This is a genomic window from Plantactinospora sp. GCM10030261, from assembly GCF_042666615.1.
Taxonomy (GTDB): domain Bacteria; phylum Actinomycetota; class Actinomycetes; order Mycobacteriales; family Micromonosporaceae; genus KBS50.
In genome coordinates this window covers 176,380-193,725 of record NZ_JBHTDD010000003.1, presented here as the reverse complement: position 1 = coordinate 193,725, position 17,346 = coordinate 176,380, and the positions used below count along the sequence as shown (strand labels likewise).

The following is a 17,346-nucleotide window of genomic DNA, read 5'->3' as shown; positions in this document are numbered from 1 at the left end:
CAGCGTGTCGACCCGTGGATGAGTCCCTGCTGCGGGCCCTCACCCCCACGGTGATCGCCGTCCTCGTACGTCGCGGAGCGGACTTCGCGGCGGCCGAGGACGCCGTGCAGGACGCCCTGGTCGAAGCGGTACGCGGGTGGCCGCGGGACCAACCGCGCGATCCGCGGGGCTGGCTGATCACCGTGGCGTGGCGCAAGTTTCTCGACACCGCGCGCGCCGATTCCTCCCGGCGGCAGCGCGAGGTGCTCGCGCGCGCCAGGCCCACCCCCGAGCCGGGCGCGTCGGTGGACGACACGTTGCGGCTGTACTTCCTGTGCGCGCATCCGTCCCTGACCCCGGCGTCCGCGGTCGCGCTCACGTTACGCGCGGTCGGCGGTCTGACCACCCGCCAGATCGCGCGGGCCTATCTGGTGCCGGAGTCGACGATGGCGCAGCGGATCAGCCGGGCCAAGCGGGCCGTCTCCGGCGTCCGGTTCAACCAGGCCGGAGACCTCGCCACGGTGTTGCGGGTGCTCTACCTGGTCTTCAACGAGGGCTATTCGGGCGATATCGACCTCGCCGCCGAGGCGATCCGACTCACCCGCCAACTGGCCGTGATGACCAAGCACGAGGAGGCGGCGGGCCTGCTCGCGCTGATGCTGCTGCACCACGCGCGCCGCCCGGCGCGCACCCGTTCGGACGGCAGCCTGGTGCCGCTCGCCGAGCAGGATCGGGGCCGGTGGAACACCCGCATGATCGCCGAGGGCGTCGACGTACTGCAGGCGGCCCTCGCCCGCGATCGGCTCGGCGAGTTCCAGGCGCAGGCGGCCATCGCCGCGCTGCACGCGGACGCCCGCACGGCCGAGGAGACCGACTGGGTACAGATCGTGGAATGGTACGACGAGCTGGTGCGCCTGACCGACAACCCGGTGGCCCGACTCAACCGGGCCGTCGCGGTAGGCGAGTCCGATGGGCCGCGGGCCGGTCTGGCGGCCCTGGCCGAACTCGACCCCGCCCTGCCCCGCCACGCCGCCGCGGCGGCGTACCTGCGCGAGCGGGTCGGTGACCCGGTAACCGCGGCACGACTGTACGTCGACGCCGCCTGGGCTGCGACGAGTCTCCGCGAACGTGACCACCTCCTGCTTCGGGCCGCGCGGCTCAACGCCCGGCTACGTGAATGAGCGACCGCATCACCACGCGAGCGGGGGGCCAGGGACCGCGTCCGGTGCGTCAGCAACCTATCGAAGGGTGGGTGTGGTTTCGGATTCGACATGGGAGTCCGTCTGCTGGATCCCGCGAATATCCCGGTCGCACGGTAACGATGGCGCGGCTAGCGTGGCGACATGATCGAGGTGCGGGATCTGGCGAAGCACTTCCGGGTGCACCGGCGCGACCCGGGTCTCGGCGCCGCACTGCGGTCCATGGTGCGCCGCGAGCACGTCGTCGTCCGAGCGGTGGACGGGGTCAGTTTCACCATCCAGGGCGGTGAGGTGGTCGGCTTCCTGGGCCCCAACGGCGCCGGCAAGACCACGACGCTCAAGTGCCTGACCGGTCTGCTGCATCCCACGGCCGGCACCGTCCAGGTCATCGGGCATTCGCCGCAACGGCGGGAGCCGGCCTTCCTGCGCCGCATATCGCTTGTCATGGGGCAGCGCAACTCGCTGTTCTGGGATCTGCCGGCGGCCGACGCCTTCGAGGTCAACCGGTCGCTCTACGGCATCGCCGCCACTCCGTACCGGGCGGCGCTCGACGAACTGGTCGCGCTGCTGGACATCGAGCCGCTGCTGACCAAGCAGGTACGGGTGCTCAGCCTCGGTGAACGGATGCGCTGCGAGCTGGCCGCGGCCCTGCTGCACCGCCCGGACGTGCTGTTCCTCGACGAGCCGACCCTCGGCCTGGACGTCAACGGACAGGCGGCGGTGCGGACGTTCGTCCGCGACTACGCCTCCCGGCACGGCGCCACGGTGCTGCTGACCAGCCACTACATGGGTGACGTGACGGCGCTGGCGCGGCGCGTGCTGGTCATCGACGGTGGCACGCTGCGCTTCGACGGCGACCTCGCGGCACTCATCGAGGCGCACTCACCGCACCGCATCGTCCGGGTCACGCTGCGCACCCCGGTACCGGCGGACAGTTGGGCCGGTGTCGACGTCCTGTCCGTCGACGGGGCGGTGGTCACGTTGCGCGTCCCGCGCGCCGAGACCACGACGCTCGCGGCCCGGCTGCTGACCGCGCTGCCGGTGGACGACGTGGCGATCGAGGAGCCGCCGGTGGAGGACATCATCCGCCAGGTCTTCGCCCATGCGTGACGTGCTCGCCGCGTACCCCGGCATGGTGCGCGGCGCCGTCCAGACGGCGCTTACCTACCGGACCAGGCTGCTGTTGTCGGTCGTCGGTGGTTTCTTCCCGCTGTTGCTCATGGGGGTCTGGCTGACCGTGGTCGCCGAGAACGGGCCACCGGCCGGTTGGACGGCCGGTGATTTCCTGTCGTACTACGCGGCGGCGATCGTGCTGTGGAACCTGTCCGGGCAGCACGTGGTGTGGGAGTGGGACGGCGACATGCGCAGCGGCGACCTGTCGGTCCGGCTGCTGCGGCCGATCCACCCGTTCCATCAGTACACGGCCGGAGACCTGGGGCACCGCGCGGTGTTCCTGGTGGCGCTGCTGCCCTCGCTGGCGCTCGCCGCGTTCGTGGTACCGGGCCTGGACTACGACCTGGACCCGGTCCGGGCCGTCACGGTCGGCGCCGCCGTGGTGCTGGCCTATCTGGTCAGCCTGCTCATGGCGTCCACCTTCGCGCTTATCGGGTTCTGGAGCACCCAGACGACGAACGTGTGGATGCTGTGGTGGGGGCTGGGCTCGTTCGCCTCCGGCTGGGTGGCGCCGCTGCCGCTGATGCCGGACTGGCTCCGCGCGGTCGCTCTCGGGCTGCCGTTCCGCACCACCGTGGGTTTCCCCGTCGAGCTGTTGATGGGTCGCCTCGACGCGGAACAGACCGGTTACGGGTTCGCCGTGGGACTCGCCTGGTTGGCCCTGTTCGGCGTGCTCTACCGGCTGACCTGGCGGCGTGGGGTGCGTCGCTACCAGGCGGTGGCCGGATGAACCAGGCCCTTCGCGGCGTCCGTGTCCTCGGCATCTGCTGGCGGGCGGCGGTGGCCAGTGAGCTGGAGTACCGGCTCAACTTCGCGTCCAACGTGGCACTGAGCGTCTTCTGGATGGCGTGGGCGACGGCCGGTGCGTCCGTCTACTTCCGCTTCGATGACGACGTGGCCGGCTGGACCCAGGCCGAGGTGCTCGTCGTCATCGGCCTGTTCTTCACCCTCAACGGCCTGCGGCAGCTGCTGTTACAGCCCAACCTCGAACGAATGAACGAGTACGTGCGCCGGGGCACCCTCGACTTCCTGCTCACCAAGCCGTTCGACGCGCAACTGCTGGTGAGCCTGCGCCACCTGAACGTCAGCAACGTGCTCGACGCGCCACTCGGGCTGACGCTGGCGGGCATCGGGCTCCGTCTGTCGGGACACGCGGTCACGCCGGCCGCGCTGGCGTCGTTCCTGTTGCTGCTGCTCGCCGCCGTGCTGCTGCTATACGGCCTGACGCTGGTGCTGATGGCGCTCGCGGTGACCCTGATGGCCGCCGACGAACTCGGCCAGGTGTCCTTCTCCTTCGTCGAGCTGGCCCGCTTCCCCGTGCAGCTGTACCGCGATCCCGTACAGAGCATCTTGACGATCGTGCCCGTCGCGTTCCTCACCACATTCCCCGCCGAGGCGCTGCTCGGCCGGCTCGACCCGTACCTGTTGCTGGTAGCCCCCGCGGTGGCGGTGGCCGCCGTCGCGCTGGCGAGCGTCTTCTGGCACCGCTCGCTGCGCGCGTACACGGGTGCCAGCGGGTAACGGACGGCGAGTGGAGTCGCCCGGCTCTCTCCGCGGAACGCGGGACCTGCTGGTCGTTCGCGGGGTGGTTAGATCACGGTGATCCGGAAGTGGGGGCCTGCCGCAGGATGAACCGGTTGGTGACATAGGTGGCGGCCCAGAGGACCACCCCGATGACGAGCAGCACGGCGGCCACCCGGTAGTCGTCGCTCGCCCGGCCGGACAACGGGCTGGCCAGGTACGCGCAGGCGATGGCACCGATCACGGGGATGGCGGTGGGGGCCCGGAAGTGGGCGTGTTGCACCGGGTCGCGACGCAGCACCAGGACAGCGACGTTCACGACGGTGAAGACGCTGAGCAGGAGCAGCGACGTCGTGCCGCCCAGCGCGGTCAGGTCGGCGAACCCGATCAATCCGAAGGCGATCAGGGTGGTGAAGACGATGCCGACCCAGGGCGTACGCCTGGTGGGATGGACCCGTCCGAGCATTCGTGGCAGCACGCCCTCGTGGGCCATGCCGTAGAGCAACCGGCTGGCCATCAGCATGTTGATCAGGGCGGAGTTCGCCACGGCGAACATGGTGATGAAGGCGAAGATGGTGACGGGGAATGCCGGCGCTCCGGCTGCCACAACCTTCAGCAGCGGCGCGTCGCCCTCACTGAGGTCCTGCGGGGAGACCAGAGCGACCGATGAGATCGCCACCAGGACGTAGATCAGACCCGTGATGCAGAGCCCGGCCAGCATGACCTTCGGAAAGATTCGGGACGGCTCCTTGGTCTCCTCGGCCATGTTCACGGAGTCCTCGAAGCCGACCATCGCGAAGAACGCCAGCGCGGTGGCCGCGGTGACCGAGAAGAACGCATGCTCACCCGGCGGTGCCTCGAACTCCAGCAGACGGGACATGTCGCCGTCACCGCCGCCCAGCGCCCAGGCCCCGATGAAGATGATGATGAGCAGACCGGTCAGCTCAACGCAGGTCAGGAGCACGTTCAACTTGACGCTCTCGGACACGCCCCGGAAGTTGATCAGGGCGATGAGCGTCATGAAGGCGACGGCCACCGCGCCGAGCCCGAGGCCCTCGCCGATCGACAGGTCGAAGGCCTCGGCGAAGTTGCTGGCGAACGCCTTCGACGCGCTGGACGCCGAGGTGAGGCCCGAGGACATCACCGCGAAGGTGATCATGAACGTCAGGAAGTGAATACCGAAGGCCTTGTGCGTGTACAGCGCCGCACCCGCGGCCCGCGGATACTTCGTCACCAGTTCCAGGTAGCTGAAGGCGGTAAGCATCGCCACGAGGAACGCCACCAGGAACGGCAGCCACACCGCTCCGCCGACTTCGGCGGCGACCTTGCCAGTGAGCGCGTACACACCGGTGCCGAGAATGTCTCCGACCACGAACAGCAGGAGCAGGCCGGGGCCGATCACCCGTTTGAGAGCCGGCTCACCACCCACGGCGGGTTTCTCAGGTGCCCCTGCGTACGCCACAGTCGCTCCCCTCGACGTTCGCCTCCGAGATGGTTGACTCGGCGCGAAGCGTGGTAAACATCATCGATGTTCTGAGCACACCGTATTCCATCCGCCGCTCAGGCGCGGTACGACATCAGCCTTGTTCGGACGGACAGCACGGTGCAGCATCAACGCACTCGCCATCGACAGATGTGGACCCACTGCCGTACGCAACGGAGGACGACATGCACATCGTGCTAGGCGCCAACCCCGAGGCCGACCAGCCGTGGGTCGTCGACGCCGTCGCGGATCTGGTCCGGCAGAGCGGCGGGTCGGTCGCCGTGGTCGCCGTCGACGAGGTGGAGCTTGAGCGCCTGACTGCGGCGCCGCGCAGCGTGTTCGTCGAACGGGCTCAACGGGCCGCTTCGGCGGCGGTTCAGCGATTGGCCGCCGTCGGGATCGAGGCGAGCCAGACGGTGCTGTCCGGCCGGCCCCTGCAACAGATCCTCGGCTTCGCCGACCAACAGCATGCCGATCTGATCGTGGTGGGGTCCAGCACCCGACCCGCGGTAGCCGAACGTCTGCTCGGCAGCCTGCCGTTGGCGCTTATCGAAAAGTCACCTCGGCCCGTACTGGTGATCACCCACCCGGACCGCTCTCGCTGACGCCACGGGGAGATCGGCATCCCGCCCGTTCCCTCGGTTGGCCTACACCTCGCGGCTGACCGGCTCCGCCGCGCCGGCGCCCCGGTGGGTCACCAGGAAGCCGAAGGCCGCCGCGGTGAAGAACATGACGATGCCGTAGACGGCCGCCGGAACGGCCATACGGGTGTTGTCGAGCAGCGCCGGGCTGAGCGCGATCGTGATGGCGAGGGTGCTGTTGTGGATGCCGATCTCGAAACCGGACGCCGTCGCCGCGCGCCGGTCGACCCCGGCCAGCCGCGGCACCCCGTAGCCGATCGCGAGGCTCAGGATGTTGAACGCCAGCACGACCAGGCCGACCGAGACGAAGTAGTCGGCGATGTTCTCCCGTTCGCCGAGCACGGCGCCGGCGATCACCGCGACGAGCACCACGACCGACAGGGCACGGATGGGGCGGTCCAGGCGTTCGGCGACACGGGGCACCCGGGCGCGTACCAGCATGCCGATCGCGACCGGCACGAGAACGATGGCGAACACCTGCAGCACCTTGTCGAACTGGAGGCCGATGCTCCGCCCGTCAGCCAGGAAGTAGCCCGCCGACAGGTTCACCACGATCGGCAGGGTGAACACGGCGAGCACCGAGTTGATGGCGGTCAGCGTGATGTTCAGCGCCACGTGCCCGCCGAACAGGTGGCTGTAGAGGTTGGCGGTGGTGCCGCCCGGCGACGCGGCCAGCAGCATCATGCCGACTGCCAGTTCCGGCGGCAGATCGAACCCGAGGACCAGGCCGAAGCACAGGGCCGGCAGCAGCAGCACCTGGCAGGCCAGCGCGATGACGGCCGCCCGGGGGTGCCGGGCCACCCGGCGAAAGTCGGCGACGGTGAGTCCGAGACCCAGGCCGAGCATGATGATGCCGAGCGCGACGGGCAGTCCGATCAGGGTCAGCGCTGAGTCCATGGCACGACATCGTCACGAACCAGAAACCTTCTCACAATCGTCCGTACGGTCGGCACGAGCCCCTCTCGTTATCCACCAGGTTCAGCATTCGATGCTGCGGCGAGCCCCGTCGGGGACCCCGGCGACCTGCCGCGGCGGCAACACGCCGGGAATGATGCCGGCCTGCGCCGAACTCGGCTTCACACACCTGGCCTGGTCGCCGGCCTCCCGGCATCGCGCACCGTGATGCTCCAGGCCGGCCGGCCCCACCTGTTCGGCGGCACGGCTCAGACCGAACGGGCGCAGCGCCGGCGCGCGAGATGGACGGTAATGTCGGCGGCAATCTCGACCGTCTCCGGCAAGACCTGCGTGATCCGGCTAAATACCTGTTCCTGCTCCGAGGCCGGCAGTTCGAGATAAGCCGAGATGGTCGACAGATGGTCGACGTAGTCGCGAGCGCTCATCGTCAAGCGCCGCTCGACCACGGACTGCTGAACATCGGCGAACCACTCGGACCGTTGGAGCTCCGTACCCGGCCACTGCATGTCTTGTTCCGCAGGCGTCCCGTCTGGAGACGGAACCCCATCGCTGTCCAAGAACGGTGCCTGGGCCGCGCGAACAGCTTCCTCTACAGCCGAGTCAGCGAGCTGGACCGGCCCACCGAACGAGGCGAACACGCCATCCGGCTCCAGCAGCGCGGCCATGCGCGACCACCGACCCTCCGCGTTCGTCCAATGTAGCGCCGCTGCCGCATAAACCAGCCCGTAGCTCTCGCCCGGTCGCAGGTCCTCGAACGCGGCCTGCACGGTCTTGACGTTTGCCGGCACATGCTTACGCAGTTCGGCGAGCATGGCCCCGTCAGGCTCGGTCGCGGTGACCATGACCCCCCGTTGAGCGAACAGGCGGGTTGCTTTTCCTGTCCCAGCGCCGATCTCGAGGGCAGTCCGAGGCGGCTGACCCGCGTATGTGACCACCATGTCGAAAAGCTCCGCCGGATACCCCGGCCGAAACCGTTCGTACGCTTCCGCTACGACTCCGAAACTCAGGGCGCGACCAGACATGCCGAGCATCCTGACACGATCCGCGCTGTCAATGCTCGGTATTTCGCGCGACCCGACCGCCCGGTCACGGGCACTCCGGCACGGCAAGTAGACCTGGGTACAGCGCCGACAAGCGGGCGATACCTTCCTCCTGCGCCTCCGCCCCGCCCAGGAACCGCCACCCGGGTTCGGCACCGACGCGAGCACCAGACCCGCCGCACCAGGCCCAGGCCGGTAACGGGCTCACGAGCTGCACATATTCGTGGTGGGCGATACGTGGCAGAATCCGAACCACGTTCCAGCAGCTCACGGGCCTAGATTGACGGTCTCGCCTGTTCGACGGCGCAATGGCGGTCGCCGGTGACAAGAAGCTATGCGACCCCCGAGATGGCTTGGCGATACGCTCACTGCGTGACCGACAGGATGGAGCGGATTCGACTCCTGACAGAGATAGCGCGGGCGATGCTGGCATCCGGTGCCGACGCGGATCAGCTAGCCCAGGAACTGCTTCGGCGTACCGATTCCCCGATCTCAGCAATCAAGGCCGTTGCCGACGCGACCGGCATGGGCTTGGGCGATGCGAAGTGGGTCGTACACCGCAACCTCAACCCGCAGGTTCGCAAGGCTGCGGAGGGCCTTTGGGACGAACTGCTCGACGGCGTCAGGAAGCTCCAGGAATCGTCCGACGTACCGCACCAGCACTCGGACTAGGCACCCCCGCGTGCGCGGGGAGCAGTCCAACCCGAGGGAGACCCGCATGACCATCACGGGATCACCCCCGCGTGCACGGGGAGCAGCCGAAGTCGGCCTCCAGCGTGAGGCCGGGATGGGGGCTGTCTCGCTAACGGCTCTGTCTCACATTCGGTGGTGACCGAAGGTAGTCGATGTCGCTTGAGATCATGTGAGCAAGATCGATGATCTTACGAAGATGGTGTTCTCAGGCCTGTCCCCGCTGGTGATCGAGGACGTGACGGACGAGGGCGAACGGATCCTGGTGCGGGCTCGGACTCCTGAAGGGCCGGTGGCCTGTCCAGGCTGCGCGGCCGTGACGGGCCGGGTGCACGGGTATCACCAGCGGACTCTCGCGGACGTGCCAGTCGATGCCCGGCCAGTGGTGCTTCGGGTGCGCGTGCGTCGTCTGGCATGCCCGACGCGTGGCTGCCATCAGACGTTCCGGGAACAGCTTCCGGGAGTTCTGGAGCGTTACCAACGTCGCACATCCCGGCTGATCTCCCAGGTCGCCGCAGTGGTGCGCCAGCTGGCCGGTCGCGGAGGCGCCCGCCTGTCGTCAGCCCTGGCGATGGTCGTCATGTCGCGGCACACCGCCCTGCGGGCGCTGCTGCGCATACCGCTGCCCGAACGGCCGGTGCCCCGCGTGCTCGGTGTCGACGACTTCGCGTTGCGCCGACGCCAGCGCTACGCCACCGTCCTGATCGACGCGGTCAACCGTGAACGCGTCGACGTGCTGCCCGACCGCAAGGCCGCAACGCTGGAAACGTGGCTGCGCGAGCATCCCGGTGTTGAGGTGGTGTGTCGGGACTCCTCCGGCGCCTACGCGGAAGCGGTCCGCCGCGCCCTACCCGGCGCGTTACACGCCGCGGACCGCTGGCACCTGTGGCACAACCTCACCGAGGCTGTGCGCAAGGAGGTCACCGCGCACAGCTCATGCTGGGCCAAAGCAGGCCCGCCACCGCAGGACGGCAAGCGGGCCGTGACCACCCGGCAACGGTGGCAGCAAATCCACGACCTGATCGACAAGGGCGTCGGGCTGCTGGAATGCGCCCGCCGGCTCAACCTCGGCCTCAACACCGTCAAACGCTATGCGCGGATCAGTGAACCGCAACGCCTGGTTCGCGCACCCCAGTACCGGCCCACCCTCGTCGACCCCTACCGCGACCACCTACGCAGCCGCCGCCAACAAGACCCCGCCATCGGCGCCACCCAACTCCTCGCCGAGATCAGAGAACTGGGCTACACCGGCACCCTCAACCTGCTCTACCGCTACATCACCCAAGGCCGCGTCGAAGCCGACCGCCCGGCTCTGTCACCCAGGCGCCTGACCCGCTATCTCCTGACCGCCCCCGACCAACTCAAGGAACACCAGCGAAAGCTCGTCGACGCCCTCACCGCCGCCTGCCCACAGATGACCGCCCTGACCGGATTCATCGGCTCCTTCGCCGCGCTACTCACTCCCGCAGGCGGCAACGACGACCGCCTCGACTCGTGGATCACCGAGGTCAAACCATCGACCTGCCCCACCTGCACACCTTCACCCGCGGTCTCGGCCTCGACCGCGACGCCGTCAACGCCGCCCTGACCCACCCCTTCCACAACGGCGGCACCGAAGGCGTCAACACCAAAACCAAACTGATCAAGCGACAAATGTACGGACGCGCGGGCTTCGCCCTCCTGCGACACCGCATCCTGCTCGGCTAACCAGCACCCTCCGTCACCACCGAATGTGAGACAGAGCCGAATGTGAGACAGAGCCGTTAGATCCACACTCCCCCGGCATGGAGAAGAAGGCCGAGAAGGGCCTGTGGAACGGCGGTGCCCGACCGCTGGGTTATCTGATCGACAAGAAGACCCACAGGCTCGTAGTCAACGACGTCGAGGCCGCCACCGTTCGGCTCATCTTCGACAGCCACACCAGAGACCGCCTGGGCACGAAGTCGATCGCCACCATGCTCAACGACCGAGGCCTACGGACCCGCATGGGTAAGTCCTGGTCCCCCCACACCATCGAGCTAATCATCACCAACCGGGTCTATCTCGGCGAGAAACGCTTTCGCGACCTCGCCGTCGCCGACGCCCACGCCCACGCCGCCATCATCACCACCGAACAGTTCGACCTCGCCCAACGCATCCTCGCCAAGCGCAGCACCGACATCGGTCAGCGTGCCGCCAACTCCTCCGACTACGAACTCACCGGCAAGATCCGCTGTCCACAATGTGGGCGACGCTACATCGGCACCGCCGCACACGGCCGCAACAACCGCTACCGCTACTACATGTGCTGGAGCCGCGCCCGCTACGGCACCGACGCCGGCTGCGACAACCACCGCTTCAACGCCGACGAACTCGAACAGGCCATGCGTCAAGCCGTCCTCGACTTCTACTCCACCGGCTACCCCGTCATCAGCCAAGCCATCGCCGAGTTCCAGACCCGCCACACCCAGTCGACCAGCGCCCACCAGGGCGAACTCGCCACGGTCAACGAACAACTCAAAGCCAACGGCGCCGCTGTCGACCGCTACCTGACAGCCTTCGAGAAGGGCACTCTCGACGAAGACGACAACGTCAAAGCCCGACTGACCAACCTACGCGACCAGACACGAGCCCTTCGCGCCCTCAAGGCACAGCTCGAACTCGACCTGGATCAGCCACCCGCCGCACCAACCCTTGCCGACCTGTCCAAAATCCACGCACGCATCCGCGACGTCCTCGACCGCGGCAACCACATCGCCAGAAAAGCCCTCTTCGAAGCTCTCGTCCACGAGATCGTGATCAACTCCGACGACAGCCTCACACCGATCTTCAGAGTTCCCGTCCTCAGAGACGGACAAGGGCCAGACCTCAACGGCCCGGCCCTTGATCAAACGCAAGCCGCTGACGCGGTTCGCGCACTGCTACCTATGGTGGGCGATACTGGGATCGAACCAGTGACCTCTTCGGTGTGAACGAAGCGCTCTCCCGCTGAGCTAATCGCCCTCAGCGCGGATGACTGTACCCGATCGGGTCCCTCCGACGCACATCCGGGTCGGCGCGGCGGGAGCGTCGGGACCGCACGAAAGCACCACGACCGACGGAGGTGCCGGGTCCAGCGGAAGTGGTCAGTACGGTTCGATCACGTCCCGGGCCATGGCGAACACGTCGATACCCAGGCCGACCTTCAGCGACAGCCAGACCACGACGCCGACGAAGACGAGCCCCACGGTGCCGAGCAGCACCCTGATCGGCCAGGATCGTCGGCCCACCCAGGTGGTCCAGGCTCGGACGTTGCGTCGGGTGAAGGCCAGCAGCCGTCGTGCCCAGTGGAACTCGATCGCCCAGATGGCGAGGCCGGCGATCACGATCAGCCAGCCGGGACCGGGCAGCGGGATCAGGGCCGCGCCCAGCGCGACGACGAGCGCACCGAGCAGGCCAATCACGATCTTGAGGGCGATCCGGCCGGTGGGGTTGGCCCGGATCAGGTCGAGGGTGGTGTGCAGCCGGAGCCAGGCGCGGGCGGTCCGTCCCGCCGGGCGCGTGTTCTCGGGCACCTCGCTCCCCCGCTCCGTCCATCCATCCGGAGCCCCCGCCTGGGGCGGGGAAACCGCATTGGATTCATCCAATGAGGATGGATTCGTGGCCATTTACACCCCCAGTGTCCGCCGCCACCGTCACTCGACGGGACGACTGGACGTTACCGGAGTGAGTCGACGTCTGACCCATCTGCTGCCGGATGGGACCGGCAACGTGGGCAGAACCGGATACTCTACCTGAATTCCTCCATTCAAGCGGCGTTTCCGAGCTCCTTCCCACCACTGGGTGAGATCAGCGTATGGCGGAGCGTAGCTACGACTAGCACCTGAGTATGGAAAAGCGGAACACGCGCGTTCCGCAGCGGTGCCGGGGGGAGAACGTCCATGAGTGTCATCCGACCGACAACTGTCGAGGTGGAGACGTCGTTGCGCTTGGTCGCGCCAGACGCCACCGCACTCCCTGTGCGGGCAAGTCTACGCTACGACCCAGCTGATCCGTATGCGGTTCATGTCCTATTTCACGCCGAATCGGCCGGAGGCGAGGCGGTAAGCTGGTCCTTCGCCCGAGAACTGCTGGTCACCGGTCTGGACGAGCCAGCCGGCATCGGCGACGTCCGGGTCTGGCCCTGGGCCACCCCGCGCGGCGACTTCGTCGCGCTGGCCCTCTCCTCACCGGACGGCAACGCGCTGTTCGAGGTGCCGCGCAGCGTCCTCGTCCGGTTCCTCCGCCGCACATACGTGGTGGTGCCGCGCGGGCGGGAGGGCGACCATCTCGACGTCGACACCGCCGTCACGAGGTTGCTGGCCGGACGCTGACCGGCCCGCCGGCCGGACGGACGTACGGACCACCGGCGCCGCGTGGACCTGCCGAATCCGCGCGGCGCCGCCGCACGATCGGACGGTCAACCGTGGGTGGTGACGCCGCCGTCGACCGGAATGACGGCCCCGGTCAGGTAGGCGCCGGCCCTCGATGCCAGGAAGATCGCCGTACCGGCCATGTCGTCCGGCCGGCCGATCCGCCCCAGCGGGACCTGGTGCTCGATGGTCGCCCGGGTCGAGGGGTCGTCCAGCGCGAACGCCATCATCTTGCTCTCGAACGGTCCCGGGGCGATCGCGTTGACGGTGATCCGCTCCGGCGCGAGTTGGTGGGCCAGGCTGCGGGTCAGCATGTGCACCGCGGCCTTGGTGGCCGAATACGCGTACACCTCCATCCACGGCACCCGGATGCCGTCGATGGAGCCGATGTTGATCACCCGCGCCGGGTCCTCCGCGCTGGCCGCCGCCCGCAGCGCCGGCAGCAGCGCCGTGGTGAGCCGGAACACCGCCTTGACGTTTACCGCCCACAGCTTGTCGAACGCACTTTCCGGGTACGCCTCCAGCGGTGCGCCCCAGGTCGCCCCGGCGTTGTTGACAAGCACGTCGAGGGCGGGGGCCCGCTCCCGTACCGCCTGGGCCAGCCGGTCCGCCTGCTCCGTGCTGGCCAGGTCAGCCGGGATCGCCTCGCAGGTGCCGAACGCGGAGAGCCGTTCGGCCACCTCGGCGCAGACGTCCGCCTTCCGGGAGGAGATGATCACCCGGGCGCCAGCCCGGACGAAGCCCTCGGCGATCATCAGGCCGATCCCCCGGGATCCCCCGGTGACCAGGACGGTCTTGCCCTCGACCGCGAACAGACCCGGCATGACACCCCTTCGGGAGCTGAGGTCGGTCACCGCCACGCGGCACCGAAGGTAGCTACTTTCGGGTAACCTAGTCGGCCCCGCACCGTCCCGACAACCCGGCAGGCGACCCCGAGGTGCGTCGGCGGCGCCCGGCGGCTACCGTCGGGCCGATGATCGGTCCTGGTCACGGCGGTGATGGCAGCGGCCAACCGGTGCCCGGCTGGGCGGGGATCGGCAGTACCACGCTGCGGGATCTCCGCGACGGTCCCGGGTTCGGTCGACCGCAGCTGCTCACCGAGCACCAACTGATCCTGGTCACCGTCGGGCACGGCACCCACGAGGTCGACTTCAGCGCCCGCCAGTGCCGCCCCGGCACACTGGTGTGGGCCCGTCCCGGGCAGGTCGTCCGGTGCGGCGGACAGCCGGGCCTCGACGCCGTGGTGCTGTGCTGGGACGACCGGGTCGCCGCCGGCCCACCCGACACCGGCGGGCACTGGCAGCTCGCCGGCGAGGACGAGGACGCGGTGATCAGCGAGATCAGTCAGCTGGTCGTGGACTGCCGTCGGCACGGCCCCGGCCGACTCGCCGGTGACCTGCTGCGGCACCAGCTCACCGTGCTCCTGCTCCGGCTCGCCCTGCTGCCGGCCACCGGCGAGTCCGCCGACTGTGACACCTACCGGCGGCTGCGGGATGAACTGGAACGGTCGTACGCGACGACTCGGCGGGTGGAGGACTACGCCGACCGGTTGCGCTGCTCGGTCCGTACCCTGACCCGGGCCTGCCTGGCGGCCACCGGTCGCAGTGCCAAGCAGGTGATCGACGACAGGGTCACGCTGCAGGCGATGCGGCTGCTCGCCGCCACCGACGAGCCGGTCGCCGACGTCGGCCGCCGGCTGGGCTTTCCCGAGCCGACCAACTTCGGTCGCTTCTTCCAGCGCGAGGTGGGTTGGACGCCGGGTGGCTTCCGGGCCGCACAACCGGGACGCCGGGGCCCGAGCGACCCGTCCTCGTCCGGAACGCGACGGCCGTAACCGGAGACCCGCCGCAATTCGCGCATGGGGGACGAGTCCGGGGCGGGTTTGGCAAACAGACGCTCGGGGCACATCTGGGCCACCCCGGTCGCTCATCATCGAAAGGAGCACAGCGATGGGTCTGATGTTCCGCAAGCGCAAGAAGTACGGCCCGCTGGTCCTGAACTTCACCGAGAACGGTTTCTCCTCCTGGAGCATCAGGATCGGCCGCTGGTCGTGGAACTCGCGGGCCCGCGCGCACCGCGTCGACCTGCCCGGCCCGCTGTCCTGGAAGCAGGACAAGTCGCGCTCCTGACCGCGCAGCGAGGAAGGACCCCTTGGGCACGCCCGCGATGCGTGAACAAGGGGTCCTTCCGTCGGTCCGGGCCACAGAATCGGGGCATGGCACACAACCGACGCCGGCACGCGGCGCTGGCCTGCCTGCTCATCGTGGGCGCCTACTTCGTCGTACCCGTCGAGCCGGACGTCTCGCTCACCCGGACGGTGCTGCGCGCCGTCATCACCGCGCTCCTGGTGTTCGCGGTGGCCGTGCTGACCACCCGCCAGGTACGGCGGCAGGTGCGCTCCGGGCCGGAGACCGACGCCTCGTTGCTCAGCCTGGCGGTGACCCTGGTCGCCGGCCTCATGACGTTCGCGCTCGCCGACTACGTGCTGGTGGTGAGCGATCCGAGCCAGTTCGTCGGGCTGCGGACGCGGCTGGACGCGCTCTACTTCGCCCTCGCCACGGTGACCACGATCGGCTACGGCGACGTGTCCGCCGTGGGTCAGCTCGCCCGCGGGGTGGTGATCGTGCAGATGGTGTTCAGCGTGGGGGTGATCGCCACCGGTATCTCGGTGGTGTTCAGGCGGGCCTCCGCCCACCGGGGGAAGTGACCTCGCGGGAGATGACCACGTCGCCGCCGAGCCGGCCGCCCTCCGGCGCACGGCTGACCGACCCGGCCGCGAGCAAGGCACCGAGCACCCGGGTGACGTCGGCGGCCCGGTACACCGTCTGGCTCGCGGCGAACTGCCGCAGCTCGGTGACGGTGGCCGGACCCTCGTCGAGCCGGGCGAGCAGTTCCCGGCGCAACGGTCCCGGGTGCGGGTTGAGGGTGATGTCGAGCAGGTGCCCCTCGGGATCGCGCGGGTCGCGGTAGCGCACCCCCGCGTACTCGTCCAGCGCCCACAGCTCGTCCTTGAAGGCGTCCAGGTTGCGTCCGTGCGAGGTGGCGAACACCAGCCGTTCGGCGGCGGTCGCGTCGTCGGGCACCAACTCCACCTCGGTGCACAGGGTGAAGCCGGCGCGCCCGGCCGCCGCGGTGGGTGCGGCGTCCGCCGCCGCGCCGCCCAGCACCAGCAGCGCCTCCGCCGGTCGGCCGGCGGCGACCGCCGCCAGCAGCGGGTCGAGCGACACCGGGGCGTCGGTCAGGTCGAGGTACGCCAGCAGCGGCGCTCCCGCGGCGCCGGCCGCCCGCAGCGCCGCCGGCAGGACGTCCGGTCCGGCGGCGATGGGGTGCACGGCGACGTCGGCCGGCAGCCCGAGGCGCCGTTGCGCGGTCGCCAGCCGCTCGGCCAGTCCCGGATCGGGGGCCAGCACGACCACCGTGACCCGGCGTCCGGCGAACCGGTCGGCGAACTCGGCAAGCGCCGCCAGGGACGCGTCCGCGACGTCCCGGTCCACCCCCGCGTAGCCGAGCGCCACGGTGAGCCGGCGGGACCGGTTCAATGCCCGGGGCAGCCACACGTCGAGGTAGCGGACGAGGAGTTCGCGGCGCAGGGCGGCGGTACGGGCACCGGACATGAGTCGGTTCTACCAGTCCGGCGGCGGGTCCTCCGGGCCGAGGGCGGAAACCGGCCGAGGGCGGAAACCGGCCGAGGGCGGAAACCGGCCGAGGCGGAAACCTCAGCCGGGGATGGAGATGCCGACTCCACCCCGGGTCTGTCCGCCGTACCGGTGCCGCTCGGCGGCCAGATCCAGCCGGCCGATGCGGCGCCGGGCGGCCAGCGCGGCGTCGTCCAGCTGATCCTTCGGCACCAGCCAGACCACCTCGAACTCCAAGCCGTCCGGGTCGGCGCCGTACAGGCTCTTCGTGGTCCCGTGGTCGGAGGTGCCGGCGAGGGCACCGGCGGCGACCAGCCGGTCCGCCACCGCGGCCAGCTCGTCCAGCGTGTCCACCTCCCAGGCGAGGTGATAGAGGCCGACCGTGCCGCGCCCGGCGGCGGACGGGCCGGCGGCGGCACCAACCTCGAACAGACCCAGGTCGTGGTCGTTCGTCGAGGCGGGTGCCCGGAGGAACGCCGCCCCGGTGAATCCCTCGGGTGTCATGTCCACCGACTCGAAACCCAGCACGTCGGTGTAGAACGCGACGGATCGGCGCAGGTCGGCGACGTACAGCACGGCGTGGTTGAGTCGATGGATACCCATCTTCCGACGGTAGCCCGCGGCACGCCGGTCGGCTGCTGGAGCGGTCGCGATCGAATTGTTGACCTCCGGGCCTTGTACCGACCGTGGCCGGGCAAGC

Annotated in this window: 19 protein-coding genes, 1 tRNA gene and 2 pseudogenes; 12 read left to right on the top strand and 10 right to left on the bottom strand. The window is 69.2% G+C overall.

Going from position 1 to position 17,346, the window contains the following annotated elements; genetic code table 11:
* The first annotated feature begins 14 nt into the window (after nucleotides 1–14).
* The 4 genes from ACFQUZ_RS06005 to ACFQUZ_RS05990 all read left to right on the top strand — a co-directional run bounded on the left by ACFQUZ_RS06005 (nucleotide 15) and on the right by ACFQUZ_RS05990 (nucleotide 3,872).
* On the top strand, nucleotides 15–1,160 hold the full coding sequence (locus ACFQUZ_RS06005) for an RNA polymerase sigma factor (protein ID WP_377438599.1): 1,146 nt from the start codon (nucleotides 15–17) through the stop codon (nucleotides 1,158–1,160).
* Between the two features lie 162 nt (nucleotides 1,161–1,322).
* Nucleotides 1,323–2,288: an ATP-binding cassette domain-containing protein gene (locus ACFQUZ_RS06000; protein WP_377438597.1), complete on the top strand. Its 966-nt coding sequence runs from the start codon at nucleotides 1,323–1,325 to the stop codon at nucleotides 2,286–2,288.
* Nucleotides 2,281–3,081, top strand: a complete 801-nt coding sequence (locus ACFQUZ_RS05995; RefSeq protein WP_377438594.1) for an ABC transporter permease — start codon at nucleotides 2,281–2,283, stop codon at nucleotides 3,079–3,081. The genes ACFQUZ_RS06000 and ACFQUZ_RS05995 overlap by 8 nt, the downstream gene beginning before the upstream one ends.
* Nucleotides 3,078–3,872 carry an ABC transporter permease gene (locus ACFQUZ_RS05990; RefSeq protein ID WP_377438591.1) on the top strand — a complete coding sequence of 265 codons (795 nt, stop codon included), beginning with the start codon at nucleotides 3,078–3,080 and terminating at the stop codon, nucleotides 3,870–3,872. The genes ACFQUZ_RS05995 and ACFQUZ_RS05990 overlap by 4 nt, the downstream gene beginning before the upstream one ends.
* 73 nt (nucleotides 3,873–3,945) lie before the next feature.
* Here the strand turns inward: ACFQUZ_RS05990 and ACFQUZ_RS05985 are convergent, their stop codons facing one another.
* Nucleotides 3,946–5,301: an APC family permease gene (locus ACFQUZ_RS05985; RefSeq protein WP_377438588.1), complete on the bottom strand. Its 1,356-nt coding sequence runs from the start codon at nucleotides 5,299–5,301 to the stop codon at nucleotides 3,946–3,948.
* 239 nt (nucleotides 5,302–5,540) lie between these two features.
* Here ACFQUZ_RS05985 and ACFQUZ_RS05980 point away from each other — a divergent pair, with 239 nt between their 5' ends.
* Nucleotides 5,541–5,960, top strand: a complete 420-nt coding sequence (locus ACFQUZ_RS05980) for a universal stress protein (protein WP_377438586.1) — start codon at nucleotides 5,541–5,543, stop codon at nucleotides 5,958–5,960.
* A 42-nt stretch (nucleotides 5,961–6,002) separates the two neighbouring features.
* On the opposite strand, the gene ACFQUZ_RS05975 is transcribed toward ACFQUZ_RS05980, so the two are convergent.
* The 3 genes from ACFQUZ_RS05975 to ACFQUZ_RS05965 form a co-directional block, all read right to left on the bottom strand.
* A complete protein-coding gene (locus ACFQUZ_RS05975) occupies nucleotides 6,003–6,893 on the bottom strand; it encodes a bile acid:sodium symporter family protein (RefSeq protein WP_377438583.1) in 891 nt (296 codons plus the stop codon).
* Nucleotides 6,894–7,159: 266 nt separating this feature from the next.
* Nucleotides 7,160–7,942 (bottom strand): class I SAM-dependent methyltransferase, encoded by a 783-nt coding sequence (locus tag ACFQUZ_RS05970; RefSeq protein ID WP_377438581.1) that lies wholly within the window; start codon nucleotides 7,940–7,942, stop codon nucleotides 7,160–7,162.
* Between the two features lie 55 nt (nucleotides 7,943–7,997).
* Complete coding sequence (locus tag ACFQUZ_RS05965) at nucleotides 7,998–8,384, bottom strand: poly(ADP-ribose) glycohydrolase domain-containing protein (protein ID WP_377438579.1); 387 nt, start codon at nucleotides 8,382–8,384, stop codon at nucleotides 7,998–8,000.
* Between ACFQUZ_RS05965 and ACFQUZ_RS05960 the strand changes: the two genes are divergently transcribed.
* The 3 genes and pseudogenes from ACFQUZ_RS05960 to ACFQUZ_RS05950 all read left to right on the top strand — a co-directional run.
* Nucleotides 8,324–8,623: a hypothetical protein gene (locus ACFQUZ_RS05960; protein WP_377438854.1), complete on the top strand. Its 300-nt coding sequence runs from the start codon at nucleotides 8,324–8,326 to the stop codon at nucleotides 8,621–8,623. The genes ACFQUZ_RS05965 and ACFQUZ_RS05960 overlap by 61 nt on opposite strands.
* 217 nt (nucleotides 8,624–8,840) lie before the next feature.
* A pseudogene (locus ACFQUZ_RS05955) lies at nucleotides 8,841–10,348 on the top strand (ISL3 family transposase).
* A 77-nt stretch (nucleotides 10,349–10,425) separates the two neighbouring features.
* A pseudogene (locus ACFQUZ_RS05950) lies at nucleotides 10,426–10,950 on the top strand (recombinase family protein); the annotation flags it as partial.
* 282 nt (nucleotides 10,951–11,232) lie between these two features.
* Here ACFQUZ_RS05950 and ACFQUZ_RS05945 read toward each other — a convergent pair.
* The 3 genes from ACFQUZ_RS05945 to ACFQUZ_RS05935 form a co-directional block, all read right to left on the bottom strand.
* Entirely contained in the window at nucleotides 11,233–11,409 is a 177-nt protein-coding gene (locus ACFQUZ_RS05945) for a hypothetical protein (RefSeq protein WP_377438576.1), read from the bottom strand.
* A 139-nt stretch (nucleotides 11,410–11,548) separates the two neighbouring features.
* A tRNA-Val gene (locus tag ACFQUZ_RS05940) sits at nucleotides 11,549–11,623 on the bottom strand.
* Between the two features lie 122 nt (nucleotides 11,624–11,745).
* Nucleotides 11,746–12,267, bottom strand: a complete 522-nt coding sequence (locus ACFQUZ_RS05935; protein WP_377438575.1) for a TIGR02611 family protein — start codon at nucleotides 12,265–12,267, stop codon at nucleotides 11,746–11,748.
* A 273-nt stretch (nucleotides 12,268–12,540) separates the two neighbouring features.
* Between ACFQUZ_RS05935 and ACFQUZ_RS05930 the strand changes: the two genes are divergently transcribed.
* Nucleotides 12,541–12,972, top strand: coding sequence for an SsgA family sporulation/cell division regulator (locus ACFQUZ_RS05930; protein ID WP_377438573.1), 432 nt, complete (start codon nucleotides 12,541–12,543; stop codon nucleotides 12,970–12,972).
* 86 nt (nucleotides 12,973–13,058) lie between these two features.
* On the opposite strand, the gene ACFQUZ_RS05925 is transcribed toward ACFQUZ_RS05930, so the two are convergent.
* Nucleotides 13,059–13,835: a glucose 1-dehydrogenase gene (locus tag ACFQUZ_RS05925; RefSeq protein ID WP_377438571.1), complete on the bottom strand. Its 777-nt coding sequence runs from the start codon at nucleotides 13,833–13,835 to the stop codon at nucleotides 13,059–13,061.
* A gap of 149 nt (nucleotides 13,836–13,984) precedes the next feature.
* Here ACFQUZ_RS05925 and ACFQUZ_RS05920 point away from each other — a divergent pair, with 149 nt between their 5' ends.
* The 3 genes from ACFQUZ_RS05920 (at nucleotide 13,985) to ACFQUZ_RS05910 (ending at nucleotide 15,718) form a co-directional block, all read left to right on the top strand.
* On the top strand, nucleotides 13,985–14,845 hold the full coding sequence (locus ACFQUZ_RS05920; protein ID WP_377438569.1) for a helix-turn-helix domain-containing protein: 861 nt from the start codon (nucleotides 13,985–13,987) through the stop codon (nucleotides 14,843–14,845).
* A gap of 115 nt (nucleotides 14,846–14,960) precedes the next feature.
* Nucleotides 14,961–15,140 (top strand): DUF4236 domain-containing protein, encoded by a 180-nt coding sequence (locus tag ACFQUZ_RS05915; RefSeq protein WP_377438566.1) that lies wholly within the window; start codon nucleotides 14,961–14,963, stop codon nucleotides 15,138–15,140.
* 86 nt (nucleotides 15,141–15,226) lie between these two features.
* Nucleotides 15,227–15,718, top strand: a complete 492-nt coding sequence (locus ACFQUZ_RS05910; RefSeq protein WP_377438565.1) for a potassium channel family protein — start codon at nucleotides 15,227–15,229, stop codon at nucleotides 15,716–15,718.
* Here the strand turns inward: ACFQUZ_RS05910 and ACFQUZ_RS05905 are convergent.
* A complete protein-coding gene (locus ACFQUZ_RS05905) occupies nucleotides 15,687–16,625 on the bottom strand; it encodes a hypothetical protein (RefSeq protein WP_377438564.1) in 939 nt (312 codons plus the stop codon). The genes ACFQUZ_RS05910 and ACFQUZ_RS05905 overlap by 32 nt on opposite strands.
* A 102-nt stretch (nucleotides 16,626–16,727) precedes the next feature.
* A complete protein-coding gene (locus tag ACFQUZ_RS05900; protein WP_377438562.1) occupies nucleotides 16,728–17,249 on the bottom strand; it encodes a VOC family protein in 522 nt (173 codons plus the stop codon).
* Between the last annotated feature and the right edge of the window lie 97 nt (nucleotides 17,250–17,346).

What these genes read in the sequence shown, in the direction of transcription:
- ACFQUZ_RS06000 (WP_377438597.1), top strand. Translation starts at nt 1,323, where the DNA reads ATGATCGAGGTGCGGGATCTGGCGAAGCACTTCCGGGTGCACCGGCGC.
- ACFQUZ_RS05995 (WP_377438594.1), top strand. Translation starts at nt 2,281, where the DNA reads ATGCGTGACGTGCTCGCCGCGTACCCCGGCATGGTGCGCGGCGCCGTC.
- ACFQUZ_RS05990 (WP_377438591.1), top strand. Translation starts at nt 3,078, where the DNA reads ATGAACCAGGCCCTTCGCGGCGTCCGTGTCCTCGGCATCTGCTGGCGG.
- ACFQUZ_RS05980 (WP_377438586.1), top strand. Translation starts at nt 5,541, where the DNA reads ATGCACATCGTGCTAGGCGCCAACCCCGAGGCCGACCAGCCGTGGGTC.
- ACFQUZ_RS05975 (WP_377438583.1), bottom strand. Translation starts at nt 6,893, where the DNA reads ATGGACTCAGCGCTGACCCTGATCGGACTGCCCGTCGCGCTCGGCATC.
- ACFQUZ_RS05970 (WP_377438581.1), bottom strand. Translation starts at nt 7,942, where the DNA reads ATGCTCGGCATGTCTGGTCGCGCCCTGAGTTTCGGAGTCGTAGCGGAA.
- ACFQUZ_RS05965 (WP_377438579.1), bottom strand. Translation starts at nt 8,384, where the DNA reads ATGCCAGCATCGCCCGCGCTATCTCTGTCAGGAGTCGAATCCGCTCCA.
- ACFQUZ_RS05935 (WP_377438575.1), bottom strand. Translation starts at nt 12,267, where the DNA reads ATGGCCACGAATCCATCCTCATTGGATGAATCCAATGCGGTTTCCCCG.
- ACFQUZ_RS05930 (WP_377438573.1), top strand. Translation starts at nt 12,541, where the DNA reads ATGAGTGTCATCCGACCGACAACTGTCGAGGTGGAGACGTCGTTGCGC.
- ACFQUZ_RS05925 (WP_377438571.1), bottom strand. Translation starts at nt 13,835, where the DNA reads ATGCCGGGTCTGTTCGCGGTCGAGGGCAAGACCGTCCTGGTCACCGGG.
- ACFQUZ_RS05920 (WP_377438569.1), top strand. Translation starts at nt 13,985, where the DNA reads ATGATCGGTCCTGGTCACGGCGGTGATGGCAGCGGCCAACCGGTGCCC.
- ACFQUZ_RS05915 (WP_377438566.1), top strand. Translation starts at nt 14,961, where the DNA reads ATGGGTCTGATGTTCCGCAAGCGCAAGAAGTACGGCCCGCTGGTCCTG.
- ACFQUZ_RS05910 (WP_377438565.1), top strand. Translation starts at nt 15,227, where the DNA reads ATGGCACACAACCGACGCCGGCACGCGGCGCTGGCCTGCCTGCTCATC.
- ACFQUZ_RS05905 (WP_377438564.1), bottom strand. Translation starts at nt 16,625, where the DNA reads ATGTCCGGTGCCCGTACCGCCGCCCTGCGCCGCGAACTCCTCGTCCGC.
- ACFQUZ_RS05900 (WP_377438562.1), bottom strand. Translation starts at nt 17,249, where the DNA reads ATGGGTATCCATCGACTCAACCACGCCGTGCTGTACGTCGCCGACCTG.